Raw genomic sequence first — 17,235 nt, 5'->3', positions numbered from 1 at the left:
CGCGCCGGGCCGAGTCGCGTCGGAACCGGCAGGTTCTGCATTCCAATACATGGTGAATCCTCCCTTGCGGCTACAATCCGCACGATAGCAAAAAACTCCTGAGACTATATACCCATGCCTGACGCTGCCTTCCGCGCGCTGTTCGAGGCGCGCGAACATGACCCGTTCTCCGTCCTCGGACTGCACCCGCAGGGTGCCGGTTGGCACCTGCGCGTTTTTCGTCCCCGTGCCTCGGCGATCTCGGTGGAACTCGCCGACGGCGCCTGGGCGCCGCTCAAGCGTCGCCTTGGCAGCGACCTGTTCGAGTGGCAGGGCAGCGCGCCGCCGCCCCGGCCGTGGCGGCTCAAGATCGACGGCGCGACGCACTACGATGCCTACGCTTTCGTCCCGCGGCCACCGGCCGACGACCTGTTTCTTTTCAATGCCGGCCGCTTGCGCCAGGCGTGGCGCAGCCAGGGCGCGTTGCCGGAACAGCGCGACGGTGTTGCCGGTGTCTGCTTTCGCGTCTGGGCGCCGAACGCCGAGCGCGTCTCGGTGGTCGGCGATTTCAACGGCTGGGACGGCCGCGTGCACCCGATGGCGACGCTGGGCGCGTCCGGTGTCTGGGAACTGTTCGTTCCGGAGCTCGCCGCCGGCGCCTTGTACCGGTTCGAATTGCGCGTGCGTGGCAGCGGCGCGTTGCGCCTGAAGAGCGATCCTTACGCGCGGGCCTTCGAGCGGCGGCCGGCCACGGCCTGCCGCGTCACGGCCCCGGCGGCACACGTCTGGAACGACGACGCATGGCTGCAGGCGCGCGCAAGGCGCGACTGGCTGTCGGCGCCGATGAGCATCTACGAGATGCACCTGGGCAGCTGGATGCGGCATCCCGATCGCAGCTTCTACAGCTATCGTGACCTGGCGGAGCGGCTGGTTCCCTACCTGGTCGAGATGGGCTATACCCACGTCGAATTCATGCCGCTGATGGAGCATCCGCTCGACGAATCCTGGGGCTACCAATGCACCGGCTTCTTCGCGCCCAGCTCGCGCTTCGGCAGCGCGGACGATCTGCGCTGCCTGGTCGATGCGCTGCATCAGGCCGGCATCGGCGTGATCCTCGACTGGGTTCCCGGACACTTCCCCGCCGATGACTGGGCGCTGGCCCACTACGACGGCAGCGCACTGTACGAGCATGAAGACCCGAAGCAGAAAATGCATCCCGACTGGGGCACCCATGTCTTCAACTACGGGCGCAACGAGGTCAGGAGCTTCCTGCTTTCTTCCGCGTCCTACTGGCTGGGCGAGTTTCACGTAGACGCGCTGCGCGTCGACGCCGTGGCGTCGATGATCTACCTCGACTACTCCCGCCGCGCCGGCGAGTGGACACCGAACGTCCATGGCGGTCGCGAGAACCTCGAAGCCATCGCCTTCCTGCGCGAAATGAATGAAATGGTGCACGCCGATTTTCCCGGCGCGCTGACCATCGCGGAGGAATCCACGGCGTGGCCGATGGTGTCGCGCCCGACCTGGCTGGGCGGCCTGGGCTTCTCGATGAAGTGGAACATGGGCTGGATGAACGATACGCTCGACTACATGGAGCACGACCCGATCTACCGGCGCTACAACCACGAGCGGCTGACCTTCGGCCAGCTGTACGCCTACAGCGAGAACTTCGTGCTGCCCCTGTCGCATGACGAAGTGGTGCACGGCAAGCATTCGCTGCTGGGCAAGATGCCGGGCGATGAATGGCAGCGCTTCGCCAACCTGCGGCTGTTGCTGGCCTACCAGATGACGGCGCCGGGCAAGAAGCTGCAGTTCATGGGCGCCGAACTGGGGCAGCCCTGGGAATGGCGCCCCGCCGAGGAACTGCCCTGGCAACTCCTCCAGTCCCCTTTGCATGCCGGAGTCAGGGAACTGACGCGCGAACTCAACCACCTGTATGTCGGCGAAACGGCGCTGCATGAACTCGATTTCTCCTCCCTCGGCTTCCAGTGGATCGATTGCCACGACGCGGACCAGTCGGTCGTGAGCTGGTTGCGCCATGCGCGCGACGGCAGCCACGTCGTGGTGGTGCTCAACTTCACCCCGGTGCCGCGACACGGCTACCGGCTCGGCGTGCCGCGAACCGGACCCTACCGCGAACGGCTCAATACCGATTCAGCGCTGTATGGTGGCAGCGACCTGGGCAACGGTGGCCACGTAAATGCCGAAGCGCGTTCGTGGATGGGCTTCCCGGCTTCGCTGGCCCTGACCTTGCCGCCGCTCGCCGCACTGATCCTGCTGCCGGCCTGAAATTCAGCCGCCCAGACGCCCCTCGGCGAGCAGGCGGTCGATCTCGGCCTCGGCTTGCACCCAATCCTCCAGCGGATTGCCCGGAGCGAACCCACGCCGTTCGGCGATGTAATACGCCGCCATTTCGACGTAGTTCCGCCGCTGCTCGGCTGGCACGGACTTCGACTTCTTCGCGCGCGGGGCGGCGGGCTTCGGCACCGCTTTCGCATCGCTCAGCTTGACGGCCGGCTTCTTCACCGCCGCTACTGCCTTCGCGGGCTGCGCCCTCTTGGCCGGAGCCTTGGCTTGGGTCGCGGCGGGAACTTTCTTCGCCGCGCCGGTAGCGCTGCTTTTCGTGCTGGTCTTCGAACCTGTCATTTGGCGTTCCTCCTGATCTTCGATGTGCTTGATCGATATAGTGCGCCGCTGCCATGACAGCACGTTGACAATCGTCAAGCCCTCTGCCTGGCGACGCCGAGCGCGCCACGCAGCCCCAGCAGCGGATCGGTGGCAACGTGGATCGGCATGCGTGCGGCGATCGCGGCATGTTCGGCCTTCGCTCCGAAGGCGGCGAGGAATCCGCTGCGCGGCAGCAGCGGGAGCAGGCTGGCGGCAATGCCGCCGGCGATGAAGACGCCGCCACGCGCCAGGCAGGCCAGCGCCATGTCACCGGCGAACGCACCATAGGCGGCAAGGAAAAGGTCCACCGAACGTGCTTCGGCGCCAGCCGTATCCCCCGCCGCGCGTGCGGCGATCTCCGCCGGTGACAGCAGGTCGCCGGCGACGAATTCGTGGATGGCGGCCAGGCCCGGACCGGAAACCACCCTTTCCCAGGTGACCCGGCCATGACGCGCCTGCAGGAAGCGCCAAAGCGCCGCTTGCGTCTCGTCCGCAGGAGCAAAGGCCGCGTGTCCGCCTTCCCCGGCGACGATTCGCCACCCTGCGCCCTCGGGCAGGACGATGGCCATGCCGAGCCCGGTCCCGGCGCCGACCACCAGGCAGGGCGCCGTCGCCAGCGGATCGCCCTGCTGCAGGGTGTGGCGCTGCGCCGTCGAAGACGTCACGGCGCCCATTGCGGCCGCGGCGAAATCGTTGGCCAGGTGCAGGGCGGGCAGCCCGAAACGGTGGGTCAGCTTGGTGCCGTCGATGCGCCACGGCAGGTTGGTCAGCTGCGCCGAATGGCCGTCGTCGGCGATCGGACCCGCAACGGCCAGGCAGCCGCCATCGACCTGAGCCGGGTCGGTTCGCGTGTCGGCGAGGAAGGCGGCCAGGACAGCCGGAAAATCCGGAAAGTCGGCGTTGGTGTAACGGCGATGCGCCTGCAGACCGCCCTCGTCCGCGAGGCCCAGCAGCGTCTTGGTGCCGCCGATGTCGGCGCAAAGCAGGAGCCGCTTCCCCGCCGGCGCCCGTCCGCCAGTCGGCTTCCGCGGCGTCACACGGCCACCGGTGCGGCGATGTGCGGATGCGGGTCGTAGGCCTCTAGCGTGAAGTCCTCGTAGCGGAAGCCGAAGATGTCCTCGACCGCGGGGTTGATCCGCATCCTCGGCAGCGGTCGCGGTTCGCGGGAAAGCTGCAGGCGCGCCTGGTCGAGGTGGTTGGAATAGAGGTGGCAGTCGCCGCCGGTCCACACGAAGTCGCCCGGCGAGTAATCGCAGACCTGGGCCACCATCAGCGTGAACAGCGCGTAGGACGCGATATTGAACGGTACGCCGAGGAAGATGTCGGCGCTGCGCTGGTAGAGCTGGCAACTGAGCCTGGGAGCCAGTCCCGGGCTGGTCGCGGGAGCGACGTAGAACTGGAACAGCGCGTGGCAGGGCGGCAGCTTCATCCGAGGGATGTCGGCGGGGTTCCATGCCGAGACGATGTGGCGGCGCGAATCCGGATTCTTCTTCAGGCCGGCGATCAATTCGGCGATCTGGTCGATCGCGCCGTCCTTGCCGTCCGGCCAGTGGCGCCACTGGTGGCCATACACCGGCCCGAGGTTGCCGTCGGCATCGGCCCAGTCGTCCCAGATCGAAACGCCGTTTTCCTTCAGGTAGCGGATGTTGGTGTCGCCCTGGAGGAACCACAGCAGTTCGTGGATGATCGAGCGCAGGTGCAGTTTCTTGGTCGTCAGCAGGGGGAAGCCCTCGGCCAGGTCGAAGCGCATCTGCCAGCCGAACACAGAGCGAGTGCCGGTGCCGGTGCGATCGGACTTTTCGTTGCCGTGCTGGAGCACGTGGCTCATCAGGTCGAGGTAGGGGCGCATGGATGGATGGCGGGACTTGGATCGAGCGGCCTATTTTAGGGTCTATTGCCGCGCGATTCATCCATCGCAGGGCGGCGGGGGCGGCGGGTCGGTGGGGGAAAGGCGGTCGCCATCTCGCGGCCAATTGCCGCTAGGCCGCAAGCAATAGATGTTGCACGTGCCCCGACGCTGCTGGCACAATGGCGGCGCGGGATTCAAAGCGCCGCCGTCCCCGCCGCGCGGTAATCCATCCACTGGAAACATCCATGCTCGGATTCTTTTCCAAACAGCCGGTCCACCCCTTGGCCGACCCCAAGGAAGCCAAGATCATCCTCGGCGAGATCGTGACGCGCGAGCCCCTGCTCGCCGTCGAGGACGCCAGCGCATGGCTGGAGTCGGTCGCCGCGGACACCGGCTTCAAGCCCTTGCAGCGGCTCGACCTGGCGTTGCGACTGGACGAGGCGGCGGTGGCGCAGGCCCGGCGCTTGGCACGCGACTACCCCTCCCTGAGCGACCAGAGCCGCGCCATGGAATCGCGCCAGTGGGGCATCGGCCGCGGTTATTGGCAACTGCTTATCAATGCCTATCTCGACAGTCTGGCGCGCCTGAAGGCCGGAGAAAAGGACGCCGAGGCGATCAGGCCGCAATTGGGGGTGCTCTACGGTCGATTGATCGGCGCGCTCGCCGCGCGGCTGAAATGGGACCAGTTTCGCTACGGGCCGGTCGACCCGGAATTCTGGCTGAACGTCGGCGGAACCTACCTGGCCGCCTTCGACGGCAAACTCGATCGCAAGCCCCTGCAACTGTATGCCGGGGCGCCCGAGACCACGATCGAGGCCGAGTACCTCAAGGTGCTGGTGTTCCAGGCCACGTCGATGGACAAGCTCAAGCCCTTGCAAATCGAGATCGCGGAACATCTGGTCGCGCATTTCCTGCCCCATTTCTCCCTGATTCGCGAACTGCGGCCGGAAAATGTTTACTGGGTCGATGCCGCCAAGCCGGTACCTCCAACAAGGCTCGCCAAGCTTCCCGAGGTTTCGCCGACCCTGCGCTTCTTCAACGGCACCCAGGCGCTGGAGGCGGTGAACGAAACCGCCGAACAGATCACCAAGGATCGCCGCGTTCCGCCGAACATCAACCTTGGCGCGCAATACGACGCCGACGCGGTGTTGCCGGTCCTGGGCCACCTGGCGATGTACTGGGCACCCAAGCCACCGATGCGCAATACCAACCGGCGCCGGCTGGCTTCGCCGCTCAAGGTGGTCAACGGCATGACCGGGGTGCACCGTCGCTTGTCCGGTTACGGATCCGAAACCGAGGGCGTCGAATCCTGGATTGTCGACGACGTCAGCCTCGGCGGGCTGGGCGCCCATGCCACCCTGTCACGCACCGGATGGTTGCGCATCGGTGCCCTAGTCGCCGTGCAGCCGGACGGTGGCGACAACTGGCTGATCGGCGTCGTCCGGCGCTACGTGCGCACCGGCGCCAATAACCATTCCATCGGCATCGAAACGATTTCGAAAGCGCCGCGCGCTGTGCTGGCCGATGCCGGTGGCCTGCTCACCGAGGCGCTGTTGCTGGACGTGCCCGAAGTCGGCGAATACGCGCGCATGGCCTTGCCGCACAACACCCTCGAGGAGGGCGTTGCGCTGCTGTTCAAGGTCGACGAGAAGAACGCGCGCCTGCACCCGCGCGAGACGGTCGCGACCGGCCCCGATTTCGTCATCGCCAACTTCTTCGTCCAGTCGTATTCGTAAGCCGCGCAAGCCGTAATCGAAAAGGGAAAGCTTCGATCAAGCATGTTGGTGCTTGGCCGGAAAAGCGAATTGAAGGCCCGCCTCTCCCATCCGCTGCGCGGCCCACGGCTGGCTTTGCACAACCCGCCGGCTGCGGCGGCGCGACGCACGCGTTGCGAATTTCCGCCTCGCCTCCCCATGAGGAGGCGACTGATCGGCTCGCTTCGCTCGAAATTCTTCGCGGGATTCGTCGTGACGTGGCGGCTTGGTGGCTAACTGCCGCCGGCCTGCTATTTCGCCCGGATTGCCGACTTGGGCCGGAAGGCCTTGATCACCGATTCGTTGGTCTCGACGTAGGGCCCGCCGATCAGGTCGAGGCAATAGGGCACGGCGGCGAAGATTCCCGGCACCAGCGGCTTTCCCGCCGCGTCTTTCGCGCCCTCCAGGGTTTCCTTGATGGCCTTGGGCTGTCCCGGCAGGTTGAGGATCAGCGACTTGCCGCGAATCGCGCCGACCTGGCGCGAGAGGATGGCCGTCGGCACGAAGGCCAGCGAGATCTGCCGCATCTGTTCGCCGAAGCCGGGCATCAGCTTGTGCGCCACGGCCAGGGTCGCCTCGGGCGTCACGTCGCGCGGTGCTGGACCGGTGCCGCCGGTGGTCAGCACCAGATGGCAGCCGACCGTGTCGCACAGTTCGATCAGGGTCCGCTCGATCACCGGCTGCTCGTCGGGAATCAGGCGCGTCTCCATGCGCCAGGGCGAGGCCAGCGCGGCGCCGAACCATTCCTGCAGCGCGGGAATGCCCTTGTCCTCGTAGACACCGCTGGAGGCGCGGTCGGAAATGGATACGAGGCCGATCAGAAGTTCGTCGTTCATGGCTTCTCCGCAGGGCAGTGGAGCGGGCCTGGCCCGCGAACAAGTGTCACCCCCTGCCATGGGCAGGGGGATGGGGGGATGGTCATAACGATTCCTTCAGGCGGTAATAGAGTTGGCCGAGGTATTCGTTGAGCGCCCAGCGGCTGCCGGCCAGATTGCTGGGCAAAAGATTTTCCAGCAGGGAGGGTGAGGGCATGCTGAAGGCGGTTGGCGCGGCAAGGACTTGCAGGCCTTGCTGTTCGAACAGCGGGACCGCGCGCGGCAGGTGCCAGCCGTGGCTGACCAGCGCGATGCGGGTGATTCCGGCGGAGGCGAGCAGCGGCGCCGACAGGCGGGCGCTTTCCGCGGTGTCGCGCGAGGCGGATTCGACCCAGCGCACCGCGACGCCGAATTCCGGTTCCAGCGCCTCGCGCATCGAATCGGCCTCGGCGCGGCCGCCATAGGGGGCGCCGCCGGTGACCAGCAGCGGCAGGCGCGTCTTGCGCGACAGCCACGCGCCGTAGCGAATGCGCTCCAGGGTCGGGCCGCCTATCGTGTCGCCGCCATACTCGGGGGCCCCGTAGTAGGAACCGCCGCCGAGGATGACGATGGCCTGGACGTCCTTCAGTTGCCCGGGCGCGAGCGCCGGATGCCGCTGCAGCGGGGCCATCAGCGCATGGCCGACGATCGGCGTGGAAAGCACCAGCAACGCCAGCAGCGCGACCGACGCCAGGGCAACGCCGCCGTATTGCCAGCGCCGACTTTTGGCGCGCGACAGCCAAAGCCCGAACAGCGCCAGCAGGACCGGTCCGGTCGGCGGCAGGATCAGGGAAACAAGGATTTTCTTGAGCAGGAACATGGGCCGGGAAGCAGGCTGATCGCGTATCATCGCATGACGGTGGGCCGCCATTATCGGCGCAATTGCTCCGCCCCAGACGCGCACATCATGAGCGATCACCACTACGGAATCGAGACCCTCTGCCTGCATGCCGGCGCCCAGCCGGACGCGGCTACCGGCGCGCGCGCGTTGCCGATCCACCAGACCAGCTCCTTCGTCTTCGATTCGGCCGAGCACGCCGCCAGCCTGTTCAACCTGCAGACCTTCGGCAACGTCTATTCGCGCATCGGAAATCCGACCGTCGCCGCCTTCGAGGAACGCGTCGCCGCGCTGGAGGGAGGTCGCGCTGCCGTGGCCGCCGCCACCGGCCTCGCCGCGCAGACACTGGCCCTGTTGACGCTGTGCCAGGCCGGTGACCGCATCGTCGCGGCCCGCTCGCTCTACGGCGGCACCTTCTCGCAGCTCGATGTCAGTTTCCGCAGGCTCGGCATCGAGACCGTGTTCGTCGATTCCGACGATCCGGAGAACTTCCGCGCCGCGCTGTCCGACAACACGCGCTGCCTGTTCGCCGAAACTGTCGCCAACCCGCGCCTCAACGTGCTCGACATCGCCGCCGTGGCCAGGGTCGCCCACGATCATCGCGTGCCGCTGATCATCGACAATACCGTGCCCTCGCCGTATCTGTGCCGCCCCTTCGAGCACGGCGCCGACATCGTGGTGCATTCGGCGACCAAGTTCCTCGGCGGCCACGGCACCACCCTGGGCGGCGTGGTGGTCGAGTCGGGCAAGTTCGACTGGGGCAACGGCAAGTTCCCCGGAATGACCGAGCCCTCCGCCGGTTATCACGGCGTCAAGTTCTACGAGACCTTCGGCGACTTCGGCTTCACCATGAAGGCGCGCATGGAGACCCTGCGCACCTTCGGCCCCGCGCTTTCGCCCTTCTCGGCCTGGCAACTGATGCAGGGCATCGAGACGCTGCCGCTGCGCATGCAACGCCATTGCGAGAACGCGCTGGCCGTGGCGCGCCATCTGGAACAGCATCCGCGCGTGGCATGGGTGAATTACCCGGGCCTGCCTTCCAGTCCCGGCTACGCACTGGCGCAGCGCTACCTCGGCTCGCCGCGCCACCCCGGAGCCGGCGCGTTGCTGGCATTCGGCGTCACGGGTGGGCAAGCGGCCGGCGAGCGTTTCATCGATGCCCTGCAGTTCTGCTCGCATCTGGCCAACATCGGCGATGCCAAGACCCTGGTGATCCATCCGGCATCGACCACCCATCGCCAGATGAACGAGGCCGACCAGCGCGCCTCGGGCGTCACGCCGGACATGGTGCGGCTTTCGATCGGCATCGAGACCCTCGACGACATCCTGTGGGACATCGACCAGGCCCTGGAGCGCAGCGCATCATGAGCGAAACACCGCAGGGCGGCAGTGATCCGGTCAAGCGCATCAACGGACTGGTGGTCGTCCTCCTGGTGCTGGTCGGGGCCATGGGCGCCTGGATCATGTACCAATCCTTGCAGCAGTATTCGCCGGCGTCGGCATCCGCGCCGATTGTGCCGGCGGCCTCGCCCCAGGATCCCGTGCCGCGCTCCGCTGCCGCGCGCCACGCCATCCAGCTCAGCTCCTACAGCGAGGTCGCCACCGCCGAGGATGTGCGCGCCAAGCTGGACGCGCTGGGCATTCCCTCCAGCCTGCGCGTCGAGGCGCATGTCACGGTGGGGCCGTTCCGCACGCAGGAGGAAGCCGAGGCCGCGCGCGCAAAACTCAAGGAACTGGGCGTCTATGGCGCCCAGACCGTAACCCTGAAACAGTGAGAACCCAACCATGAGCCGCAAGATCATTTCCACCGCCGCCGCGCCCGCCGCCATCGGCACCTATTCCCAGGCCGTGCAGGTCGGCGACACCGTCTACATGTCGGGCCAGATCGGCCTCGACCCATCGACCATGACCATGGTCGAGGGCATCGACGCGCAGATCGTGCGCGTCTTCGACAACCTCAAGGCGGTGGCGGAAGCCGCCGGCGCGTCGCTCGCCGACGCGGTCAAGCTCAACATCTACCTGACCGACCTGGCCAACTTCGCCAAAGTCAATGAAACCATGGCGAGGTATTTCAGCCAACCCTTCCCGGCGCGCGCCGCCGTCGGCGTCAAGGAGTTGCCGCGCGGCGCGCTGGTCGAGGCGGACGCCGTGCTCGTCCTTGGCTGATTTTCAAAATCAGCCCTTTTCAGACGCCCGCCCCCCTTTCCGCTATGCGGCCCACGGCTGGCTTTGCACAGCCAGCCGGCTGCGGCGGCGCGACGCATGCGTCGCGAATTCCCGCCTCGCCCCCTCGCGGGGGGTTCCTGGTTTGCTCGCTGCGCTCGATGCCTGACACGATGCCCAATGGGTGTTCTTCACGTTAAACCCGCTGCCGCCGCCTCCAACACGCTCGCCGGCCGCCTGGCGCGGCTCGGCCTCAAGACCGACGCCGATTTCGCGCTGCACTTGCCGCTGCGCTACGAGGACGAGACACGCATTACCGCGCTGGCCGACGCGCGTCCCGGCGTCGCCGCCCAGTTCGAGGTCGAGGTCACCGACTGTGACGTCGCCTACCGTCCTCGCCGCCAGTTGATCGCGCGGGTGCGCGATGCCGGCGGTGCACTGTCACTACGCTTCCTGAATTTCTATCCCAGCCAGCAGAAGGTGCTGCAGCCCGGCACGCGCGTGCGCATCTTCGGCGAAGTGCACGAGGGCTACCTCGGCCCCGAGATCATCCACCCGCGCTTTCATCCGGTGGCGGCCGGCGAATCCCTGCCCGACGGGCTGACGCCGGTCTATCCGACCACGGCCGGGCTGGGCCAGGCCACTCTGCGCCGCCTGATCGAAAAGGCGCTGGCGCGGGTCGATCTCAGCGACACGCTGGCACCGGACCTGCTGCGCCGCCTGGATCTTCCCGGCATCGCGGAATCGATCCGCTTCCTCCACAACCCTCCGCCCGAGATGGCGCAATCGGTGCTCGAAGCGCGCGACTTCCCGGCCTGGCGCCGCGTGCAGTTCGACGAACTGCTGGCCCAGCAGCTCAGCCTGCGCCGTGCCTACCTTGCTCGCCGCGCGCGCGGTGCACCGAAGCTGGGGCCGACGGCGCAGTTCACCGACGCGCTGCTGAAATCCTTGCCCTTCAAGCTTACCGGCGCACAGCAGCGCGCCTGGCGCGAGATCGCCGCCGACCTTGGTCAGCCGCATCCCATGCAGCGCCTGCTGCAGGGCGACGTCGGCAGCGGCAAGACGGTGGTCGCCGCGCTGGCCATACTGCATGCGGTCGAAGCCGGACACCAGGCGGCGCTGATGGCGCCCACCGAAATCCTTGCCGAGCAGCATTACCGCAAGCTCGCGACCTGGCTGCAGCCCTTGGGGCTGGAAGTCGCCTGGCTCACCGGCAGCCTGAAGAAGCGCGACAAGGAAGCGGCGATCGCAAGAGTCGGCGCTGGCGACACGGCGATCGCGATCGGCACCCATGCCTTGATCGAGGACAAGGTCGAGTTCGCGCGTCTCGGGTTGGCCATCGTCGACGAGCAGCACCGCTTCGGCGTGCGCCAGCGCCTCGCGCTGAAGGACAAGGGTAGCTTCGCCCATCAACTGGCGATGTCGGCGACGCCGATTCCGCGCACCCTGGCCATGAGCTACTACGCCGATCTCGACGTCTCGGTGCTCGACGAGTTGCCGCCGGGACGCAGCCCGGTCACCACCAGGCTGGTCGCAGAGGGGCGGCGCGATGAAGTCCTGAAGCGTGTGCACGATGCCTGTCGGACGGGGCGTCAGGCCTATTGGGTGTGCCCGCTCATAGAAGAGAGTGAAACCTTGCAACTCAAGACCGCGGAAGAGACCTATGCGCGCCTGGTCGCCGAACTGCCGGACCTCAAGATCGGCCTGGTGCACGGCCGGCTCAAGGCCGCCGACAAGGCGGCGGTGATGGCGGCCTTCGTCGGCAACGAGGTCCACGTGCTGGTGGCGACCACCGTGATCGAGGTCGGTGTCGATGTGCCCAACGCCAGCCTGATGGTGATCGAACATGCGGAACGCTTCGGCCTCGCCCAGCTCCACCAGTTGCGCGGCCGCGTCGGGCGCGGCGCCGCGCAATCGGCCTGCATCCTGCTCTACGCCCAGCCGTTGGGCGAACTGGCGCGGGCGCGGCTGAAGGCCATCTTCGAAACCAACGACGGTTTCGAGATCGCGCGCGAGGATTTGCGCCTGCGCGGTCCCGGCGAATTCATCGGTGCGCGCCAAAGCGGCATGCCGCTGCTGCGCTACGCGGATCTGGAGGACGCCGCGCTGGTCGAGCGGGCCCGCGTCATCGCCGAGGACATGCTGCGCGACGCGCCGGAGCTGGCGACGGCGCACCTGCAGCGCTGGCTGGGCGGACGCGAGGAACTGCTCAAGGCGTAAAATCCGCCCCATGGATCTCGCCCGGATCAAAGAGCGCCTCGACCTCTACGAAAAGCTGATGCGGCTGGACAAGCCGATCGGCACCCTGTTGCTGCTGTGGCCCACCCTGTGCGCGCTGTGGATCGCCAGTCGCGGCCAGCCGAGCTGGCCGCTGGTCTGGATTTTCGCGCTGGGCACGCTGCTGATGCGTTCTGCCGGTTGCGTCATCAATGACTATGCCGACCGCGATTTCGACCCGCATGTCGAGCGCACCCGGGACCGTCCGCTGGCGGCGCGCAGGGTCTCCACGCGCGAGGCGCTGACCTTGGCCGGCGTATTGGTGTTCTGTTCCTTCCTGCTGATCCTGCCGATCTTCCGCGACGTCTGGTGGCTGGCGCTGATCGCGCTGTTCCTCGCCGCCAGTTATCCCTTCACCAAGCGCTTTTTCGCGTTGCCACAGGCCTACCTCGGGGTCGCCTTTGGCTTCGGCATCCCGATGGCCTTCGCCGCGGTGGATGGCGAAGTCGGTCCGGTGGGTTGGACGCTGCTGGCCGCCAACGTGTTCTGGGCACTGGCTTACGACACGGAATACGCCATGGTCGACCGCGAGGACGATCTCAAGATCGGCATCCGCACCGCCGCCATCACCTTCGGCAATTTCGACGTCGCCGCGGTGATGATCTGCTATGGCATCACGCTGCTGATACTGGTCGAAGTCGGCCTGCGCCTGGCCTACGCCTGGCCGTACTACGCGGGACTCGGCGTCGCCGCGATGATCGCCGGCTACCATTTCCTGCTGATCCGCGATCGCAAGCGTGACGGCTGCTTCGCCGCCTTCCGCCACAACAAGTGGTTCGGCGCGGCGGTCTTCGCCGGCATCGTCGCCGAGCTCAACCTGCGGCCCTGGCTCGGCCTGTGAGGCGGGCGCTCGCGCTGCTCGCGCTGGCCCTCGGCGTTGCCGCCTGCACGCCGGTGAATATCCACTACAACGCGGCCAAGGCCCATCACCGGCCCAACGGCTTCGTCAACTCCGATCCCGCAGCACCGGTAGGCGGCATTCCCTGGTACGAGATCCTGTTTCGCAACCTGCGCGGGGATTTTCGTCCGGTGGCGCCGCCCGAGGGTGGCTACGTGGCCTTTGCCGCGATGTGGACGGCGCCGGTCGAGCATGCCCTGCTGGCGCGACGCACCCAGGAGCCGCGCATCACCTGGCTGGGCCATGCCTCGCTGCTGCTCCAGGTGGGCGGGCAGAACATCCTGATCGATCCGCAGTTCTCGAACAAGGCCGGCCCCGTCATCGGCGGCCTGCTCGACCTCGGCGCGCCGCGCCATGTGCCGCCGCCGCTGTCCGAGGCGCAACTGCCGCCGATCGACCTGGTGCTGATTTCGCACAACCACTACGACCACCTCGACGAGCCGACGCTGCGCCGCCTGCATGCCGCCGGACAGAGGCCAGCCTACGTGGTGCCGCTGGGTCTCAAGTCCTGGTTCGAGGAGCAGGGCATCGGTCCGGTGGCGGCCGAGATGGATTGGTGGGACCGGATGGAAATCGCTGGCCTCACGTTGCGCTTTACGCCGGCCCAGCACTGGAGCCGGCGCACCGCATTCGACACAAATGCCTCGCTGTGGGGCGGCTTCATGGTCGAATGGAAGCGCGGCGACGCCGAAGCCTGGCGCTTCCTATACACCGGTGACACCGGCTACTCGGCCGACTTCCGCGAAATCCGCCGTCGCCTCGGCCCGGTGGATCTCCTCGCGGTACCGGTGGGTGCCTACCTGCCGCGCGACTTCATGGGGCCGCAGCACGTCAATCCCGACGATGCGCTGCAGATTCTGCTCGACCTCGACGCGAAGCAAGGGCTCGGTGTGCACTGGGGCACCTTCGCCCTGACCCAGGAGCCCTTCGACCAGCCGCCCAAAGACCTCGAACTGGCGTCGCGCCAGCGCCGACTTTCGCCCGACCGGATCTGGCTCCTGAAACATGGCGAGACGCGGACGGTTAGAATCGAAAAATGAAATACGCCGACCTGCGCGACTTCGTCCGCCAGCTTGAAGCCATCGGCCAGCTCAAGCGCATCACGGTGGAGGTCGATCCCAAGCTGGAGATGACCGAGATCGCCGATCGCGTGCTGCGCGCCGGCGGTCCCGCCCTGTTGTTCGAGAATCCCAGGGGCCACGCCATGCCGGTGCTGGCCAACCTGTTCGGCACGCCCGAGCGCGTCGCCATGGGGATTGCCGCAGGCGCGGCAGCGGAGGGCGCGGCAGTGGACTGGAAGACCCGCTTGCGCGAAGTCGGCGAACTGCTGGCCTACCTCAAGGAACCGGAACCGCCCAAGGGCATCAAGGACGCCTGGGACAAGTTGCCGGTCCTCAAGCAGGTGCTCAACATGGCGCCCAAGGTCGTCTCGTCCGCGCCCTGCCAGGAAGTCGTTTGGGAGGGCCGCGAGGTCGACCTCGGCCGCCTGCCGATCCAGACCTGCTGGCCGGGCGACGCCGCGCCGCTGGTCACCTGGGGCCTTGTGGTGACGCGCGGGCCGCACAAGGCGCGGCAGAACCTCGGCATCTACCGCCAGCAGCTGCTCGCGCCGAACAAGCTGGTCATGCGCTGGCTGGCCCATCGCGGCGGCGCGCTGGACTTTCGCGAGCATTGCGCGACCAAGCCCGGCCAGCCTTTCCCGGTCGCGGTGGTGATCGGCGCCGATCCGGCGACCATACTCGGCGCCGTGACTCCGGTGCCGGACACGCTGTCAGAATACCAGTTCGCCGGCCTGCTGCGCGGCGCCAAGACCGAGGTGGTGAAATGCATCGGGTCCGACCTGCAGGTGCCGGCCTCCGCCGAGATCGTGCTCGAAGGCGTTATCCATCCAGGCGAGACCGCAGCCGAAGGTCCCTACGGCGACCACACCGGGTATTACAACGAGGTCTCCGAGTTTCCGGTGTTCACGGTGCAGCGCATCACCCTGCGGCGCGACGCGATCTACCATTCCACCTATACCGGCAAGCCGCCCGACGAACCGGCAATGCTTGGCCTTGCGCTGAACGAGGTCTTTGTGCCGCTGCTGCGCAAGACCTTCCCCGAGATCGTCGATTTCTACCTGCCGCCCGAGGGCTGCTCTTACCGCATGGCGCTGGTCTCGATCCGCAAGGCCTATCCCGGCCACGCCAAGCGGGTCATGTTCGGCATCTGGAGCTTCCTGCGTCAGTTCATGTACACCAAGTTCATCGTCGTCACCGACGACGATGTCGACGTGCGTTCCTGGCCCGAGGTGATCTGGGCGCTGACGACGCGGGTCGATGCGGCGCGTGATACCCTGATTGCCGAGAATACGCCCATTGATTACCTCGATTTCGCTTCACCGGTGGCGGGCCTGGGGAGCAAAATGGGCATCGACGCGACCAACAAGTGGCCGGGCGAGACGACACGGGAATGGGGCCGTCCGATCGTCATGGACCCCGCCGTGAAGCTGCGCGTGGACGCGCTCTGGCAGCAGTTGGGACTCTAGGAGGACAGATGACTGAAGTCGAAGTGATTTCCGCGCGCGACGACGGCGATCTGGACGGGCCGCGCGCCTGGTGCCACGTGATGTATGGCCTCCACGCGGTTTCGGCGATATCCGGTGTGCTCACTTCGGCCACCGTGGTCGGCGCCTTCGTCTTCGGCTGGCCGTCGATCATCGCGGTGATCATCAATTACGTCACCCGTGACAAGGTGCGCGGCACCTGGCTGGCGACGCACTGGCGCTGGCAGATGCGCACCTTCTGGTTCGCCGCGCTCTGGCTGCTGGTCGCCGGCATCCTGATGCTGACCTTGATCGGCATTCCGGCAGCGATCCTGGTCATCGTCAGTACGGGCCTCTGGGTGCTTTACCGCGTGATCCGCGGCTGGTTGGCGCTGATCGACCGGCGTGCGATGCCGGTCCCGCCCGAGGCCTCGGCCGCCTGATTTTCCGCGATGCCGGTGCCCGACCGCCCGGCTGGCCGCGGTGCAGGCGGCGTCTATGCTTTTTCCATGCCGCGCCTGTTCGCCGCCCTCCTGATGCTCCTGTTCGGCTGCATCTCGTCGCCCGCGCTGCTGGCGGCGGACGTGGCCGAAGCGCGCTCCGTGCTGCTGATCGCGGCCGAAGGGATGGCCGATCCGCGCTTTCGCCAGAGCGTGGTCCTCGTCACGCGGCACGGCCGCAGCCGCTCGACCATCGGCGTCATCGTCAATCGCGCGCTCGACCTGTCGCTGGCGCCGCTGTTTCCCGGACTGGAAGCGGCGGCCAGGCATCGCCTGCACTACGGCGGCCCGGTGGCGCCGGGGCAGATCGTGTTCCTGGTGCGGGCCGAGACCGCACCGGCGGCGGCGATCAACCTCGCCGAACGGCTATTCATCAGCAGCGACGGCGAGGGCCTGCGGCGCCTGCTCGACGCGGCCACCCCGGACAGCCGCCTGCGGGTATTTCGCGGCATCGCCAGCTGGGTGCCGAACCAGCTCGAAGTCGAGATCGATCGCGGCGACTGGTACCTGCTGCCGGTCGATGCGGACGCGCTGTTCAACGAAGCGCTCGACGACCTGTGGCCCAAGCTGTGGCGTCGCGCCACCCAGGTGATGGTGCGGGCGCCGGCGTCGGTGTCGCCCGTCGAGATCGCGGCGTGGCGGCCGCCACTGCGATGATTGCCTGCGCCTGGCGGGAGCCGGGCGCTGCTTGTTTGCCTCGTCCTGCCGCCGGCGAGCCGCGCCTGTTCGGTCCGCAACGCATGGTCGATCGCGACTCCTGCCATGGCGATTCTGCCGATGCCAGGTCGCCCCAGTCGGCCAGCGTATTCCTTAGCCAGGACGCCTCCCGCCTCTGCCTGGTCCGCGATCGCTTCCGAGTCCACGGCATGCCGCCTGTGCATTGTCGATTCTGCATCCGTAAACCCGAACCCACCGTTCGGGCTGATCCTGTC

General features: G+C 67.2%; 16 protein-coding genes. 11 read left to right on the top strand and 5 right to left on the bottom strand.

Annotated elements, in window-relative coordinates; genetic code table 11:
- The first annotated feature begins 114 nt into the window (after positions 1 to 114).
- Positions 115 to 2,268, top strand: coding sequence for a 1,4-alpha-glucan branching protein GlgB (glgB, locus tag J0M27_RS16930; RefSeq protein WP_294994370.1), 2,154 nt, complete (start codon positions 115 to 117; stop codon positions 2,266 to 2,268).
- Between the two features lie 3 nt (positions 2,269 to 2,271).
- Here the strand turns inward: glgB and J0M27_RS16925 are convergent, their stop codons facing one another.
- Genes J0M27_RS16925 through J0M27_RS16915 form a run of 3 tightly spaced genes read right to left on the bottom strand, consistent with a single transcriptional unit; the run spans position 2,272 to position 4,495 of the window.
- The gene (locus J0M27_RS16925) at positions 2,272 to 2,703 is read right to left on the bottom strand and encodes a DUF2934 domain-containing protein (RefSeq protein WP_294994367.1); all 432 of its coding nucleotides are present in this window, start codon (positions 2,701 to 2,703) and stop codon (positions 2,272 to 2,274) included.
- Positions 2,700 to 3,683, bottom strand: a complete 984-nt coding sequence (locus tag J0M27_RS16920; RefSeq protein WP_294994364.1) for a glucokinase — start codon at positions 3,681 to 3,683, stop codon at positions 2,700 to 2,702. The genes J0M27_RS16925 and J0M27_RS16920 overlap by 4 nt, the downstream gene beginning before the upstream one ends.
- Complete coding sequence (locus J0M27_RS16915) at positions 3,680 to 4,495, bottom strand: thymidylate synthase (protein WP_294994362.1); 816 nt, start codon at positions 4,493 to 4,495, stop codon at positions 3,680 to 3,682. The genes J0M27_RS16920 and J0M27_RS16915 overlap by 4 nt, the downstream gene beginning before the upstream one ends.
- A gap of 245 nt (positions 4,496 to 4,740) precedes the next feature.
- On the opposite strand from J0M27_RS16915, the gene J0M27_RS16910 reads away from it, so the two are divergent.
- Positions 4,741 to 6,231: a hypothetical protein gene (locus J0M27_RS16910; protein WP_294994359.1), complete on the top strand. Its 1,491-nt coding sequence runs from the start codon at positions 4,741 to 4,743 to the stop codon at positions 6,229 to 6,231.
- 269 nt (positions 6,232 to 6,500) lie between these two features.
- On the opposite strand, the gene mog is transcribed toward J0M27_RS16910, so the two are convergent.
- Both mog and J0M27_RS16900 read right to left on the bottom strand, forming a co-directional pair.
- Positions 6,501 to 7,085: a molybdopterin adenylyltransferase gene (gene mog, locus J0M27_RS16905; protein ID WP_294994356.1), complete on the bottom strand. Its 585-nt coding sequence runs from the start codon at positions 7,083 to 7,085 to the stop codon at positions 6,501 to 6,503.
- 82 nt (positions 7,086 to 7,167) lie between these two features.
- Entirely contained in the window at positions 7,168 to 7,923 is a 756-nt protein-coding gene (locus J0M27_RS16900) for a YdcF family protein (RefSeq protein WP_294994353.1), read from the bottom strand.
- Positions 7,924 to 8,010: 87 nt separating this feature from the next.
- Here J0M27_RS16900 and J0M27_RS16895 point away from each other — a divergent pair, with 87 nt between their 5' ends.
- The 9 genes from J0M27_RS16895 (at position 8,011) to J0M27_RS16855 (ending at position 16,960) form a co-directional block, all read left to right on the top strand.
- Positions 8,011 to 9,309 carry an O-acetylhomoserine aminocarboxypropyltransferase/cysteine synthase family protein gene (locus J0M27_RS16895; protein WP_294994351.1) on the top strand — a complete coding sequence of 433 codons (1,299 nt, stop codon included), beginning with the start codon at positions 8,011 to 8,013 and terminating at the stop codon, positions 9,307 to 9,309.
- Positions 9,306 to 9,716, top strand: a complete 411-nt coding sequence (locus tag J0M27_RS16890; RefSeq protein ID WP_294994348.1) for an SPOR domain-containing protein — start codon at positions 9,306 to 9,308, stop codon at positions 9,714 to 9,716. Before J0M27_RS16895 ends, J0M27_RS16890 begins: the two co-directional genes overlap by 4 nt.
- A gap of 10 nt (positions 9,717 to 9,726) precedes the next feature.
- Complete coding sequence (locus tag J0M27_RS16885) at positions 9,727 to 10,107, top strand: RidA family protein (protein WP_294994345.1); 381 nt, start codon at positions 9,727 to 9,729, stop codon at positions 10,105 to 10,107.
- A gap of 177 nt (positions 10,108 to 10,284) precedes the next feature.
- A complete protein-coding gene (recG, locus tag J0M27_RS16880; RefSeq protein WP_294994343.1) occupies positions 10,285 to 12,324 on the top strand; it encodes an ATP-dependent DNA helicase RecG in 2,040 nt (679 codons plus the stop codon).
- Between the two features lie 10 nt (positions 12,325 to 12,334).
- The gene (gene ubiA / locus J0M27_RS16875; RefSeq protein WP_294994339.1) at positions 12,335 to 13,222 is read left to right on the top strand and encodes a 4-hydroxybenzoate octaprenyltransferase; all 888 of its coding nucleotides are present in this window, start codon (positions 12,335 to 12,337) and stop codon (positions 13,220 to 13,222) included.
- On the top strand, positions 13,219 to 14,319 hold the full coding sequence (locus tag J0M27_RS16870; RefSeq protein WP_294994336.1) for an MBL fold metallo-hydrolase: 1,101 nt from the start codon (positions 13,219 to 13,221) through the stop codon (positions 14,317 to 14,319). Before ubiA ends, J0M27_RS16870 begins: the two co-directional genes overlap by 4 nt.
- On the top strand, positions 14,316 to 15,806 hold the full coding sequence (gene ubiD, locus J0M27_RS16865; RefSeq protein ID WP_294994333.1) for a 4-hydroxy-3-polyprenylbenzoate decarboxylase: 1,491 nt from the start codon (positions 14,316 to 14,318) through the stop codon (positions 15,804 to 15,806). The genes J0M27_RS16870 and ubiD overlap by 4 nt, the downstream gene beginning before the upstream one ends.
- An 8-nt stretch (positions 15,807 to 15,814) precedes the next feature.
- The gene (locus J0M27_RS16860; RefSeq protein ID WP_294994330.1) at positions 15,815 to 16,246 is read left to right on the top strand and encodes a hypothetical protein; all 432 of its coding nucleotides are present in this window, start codon (positions 15,815 to 15,817) and stop codon (positions 16,244 to 16,246) included.
- 9 nt (positions 16,247 to 16,255) lie between these two features.
- Positions 16,256 to 16,960 carry a YqgE/AlgH family protein gene (locus J0M27_RS16855; protein ID WP_294994327.1) on the top strand — a complete coding sequence of 235 codons (705 nt, stop codon included), beginning with the start codon at positions 16,256 to 16,258 and terminating at the stop codon, positions 16,958 to 16,960.
- Positions 16,961 to 17,235: the final 275 nt, after the last annotated feature.

It is taken from the genome of Sulfuritalea sp., from assembly GCF_017302275.1.
In the GTDB taxonomy this organism is placed as follows: domain Bacteria; phylum Pseudomonadota; class Gammaproteobacteria; order Burkholderiales; family Rhodocyclaceae; genus Sulfuritalea.
The sequence above is the reverse complement of the archived record's forward strand: the minus strand, read 5'-3'. Positions and strand labels throughout refer to the sequence as shown.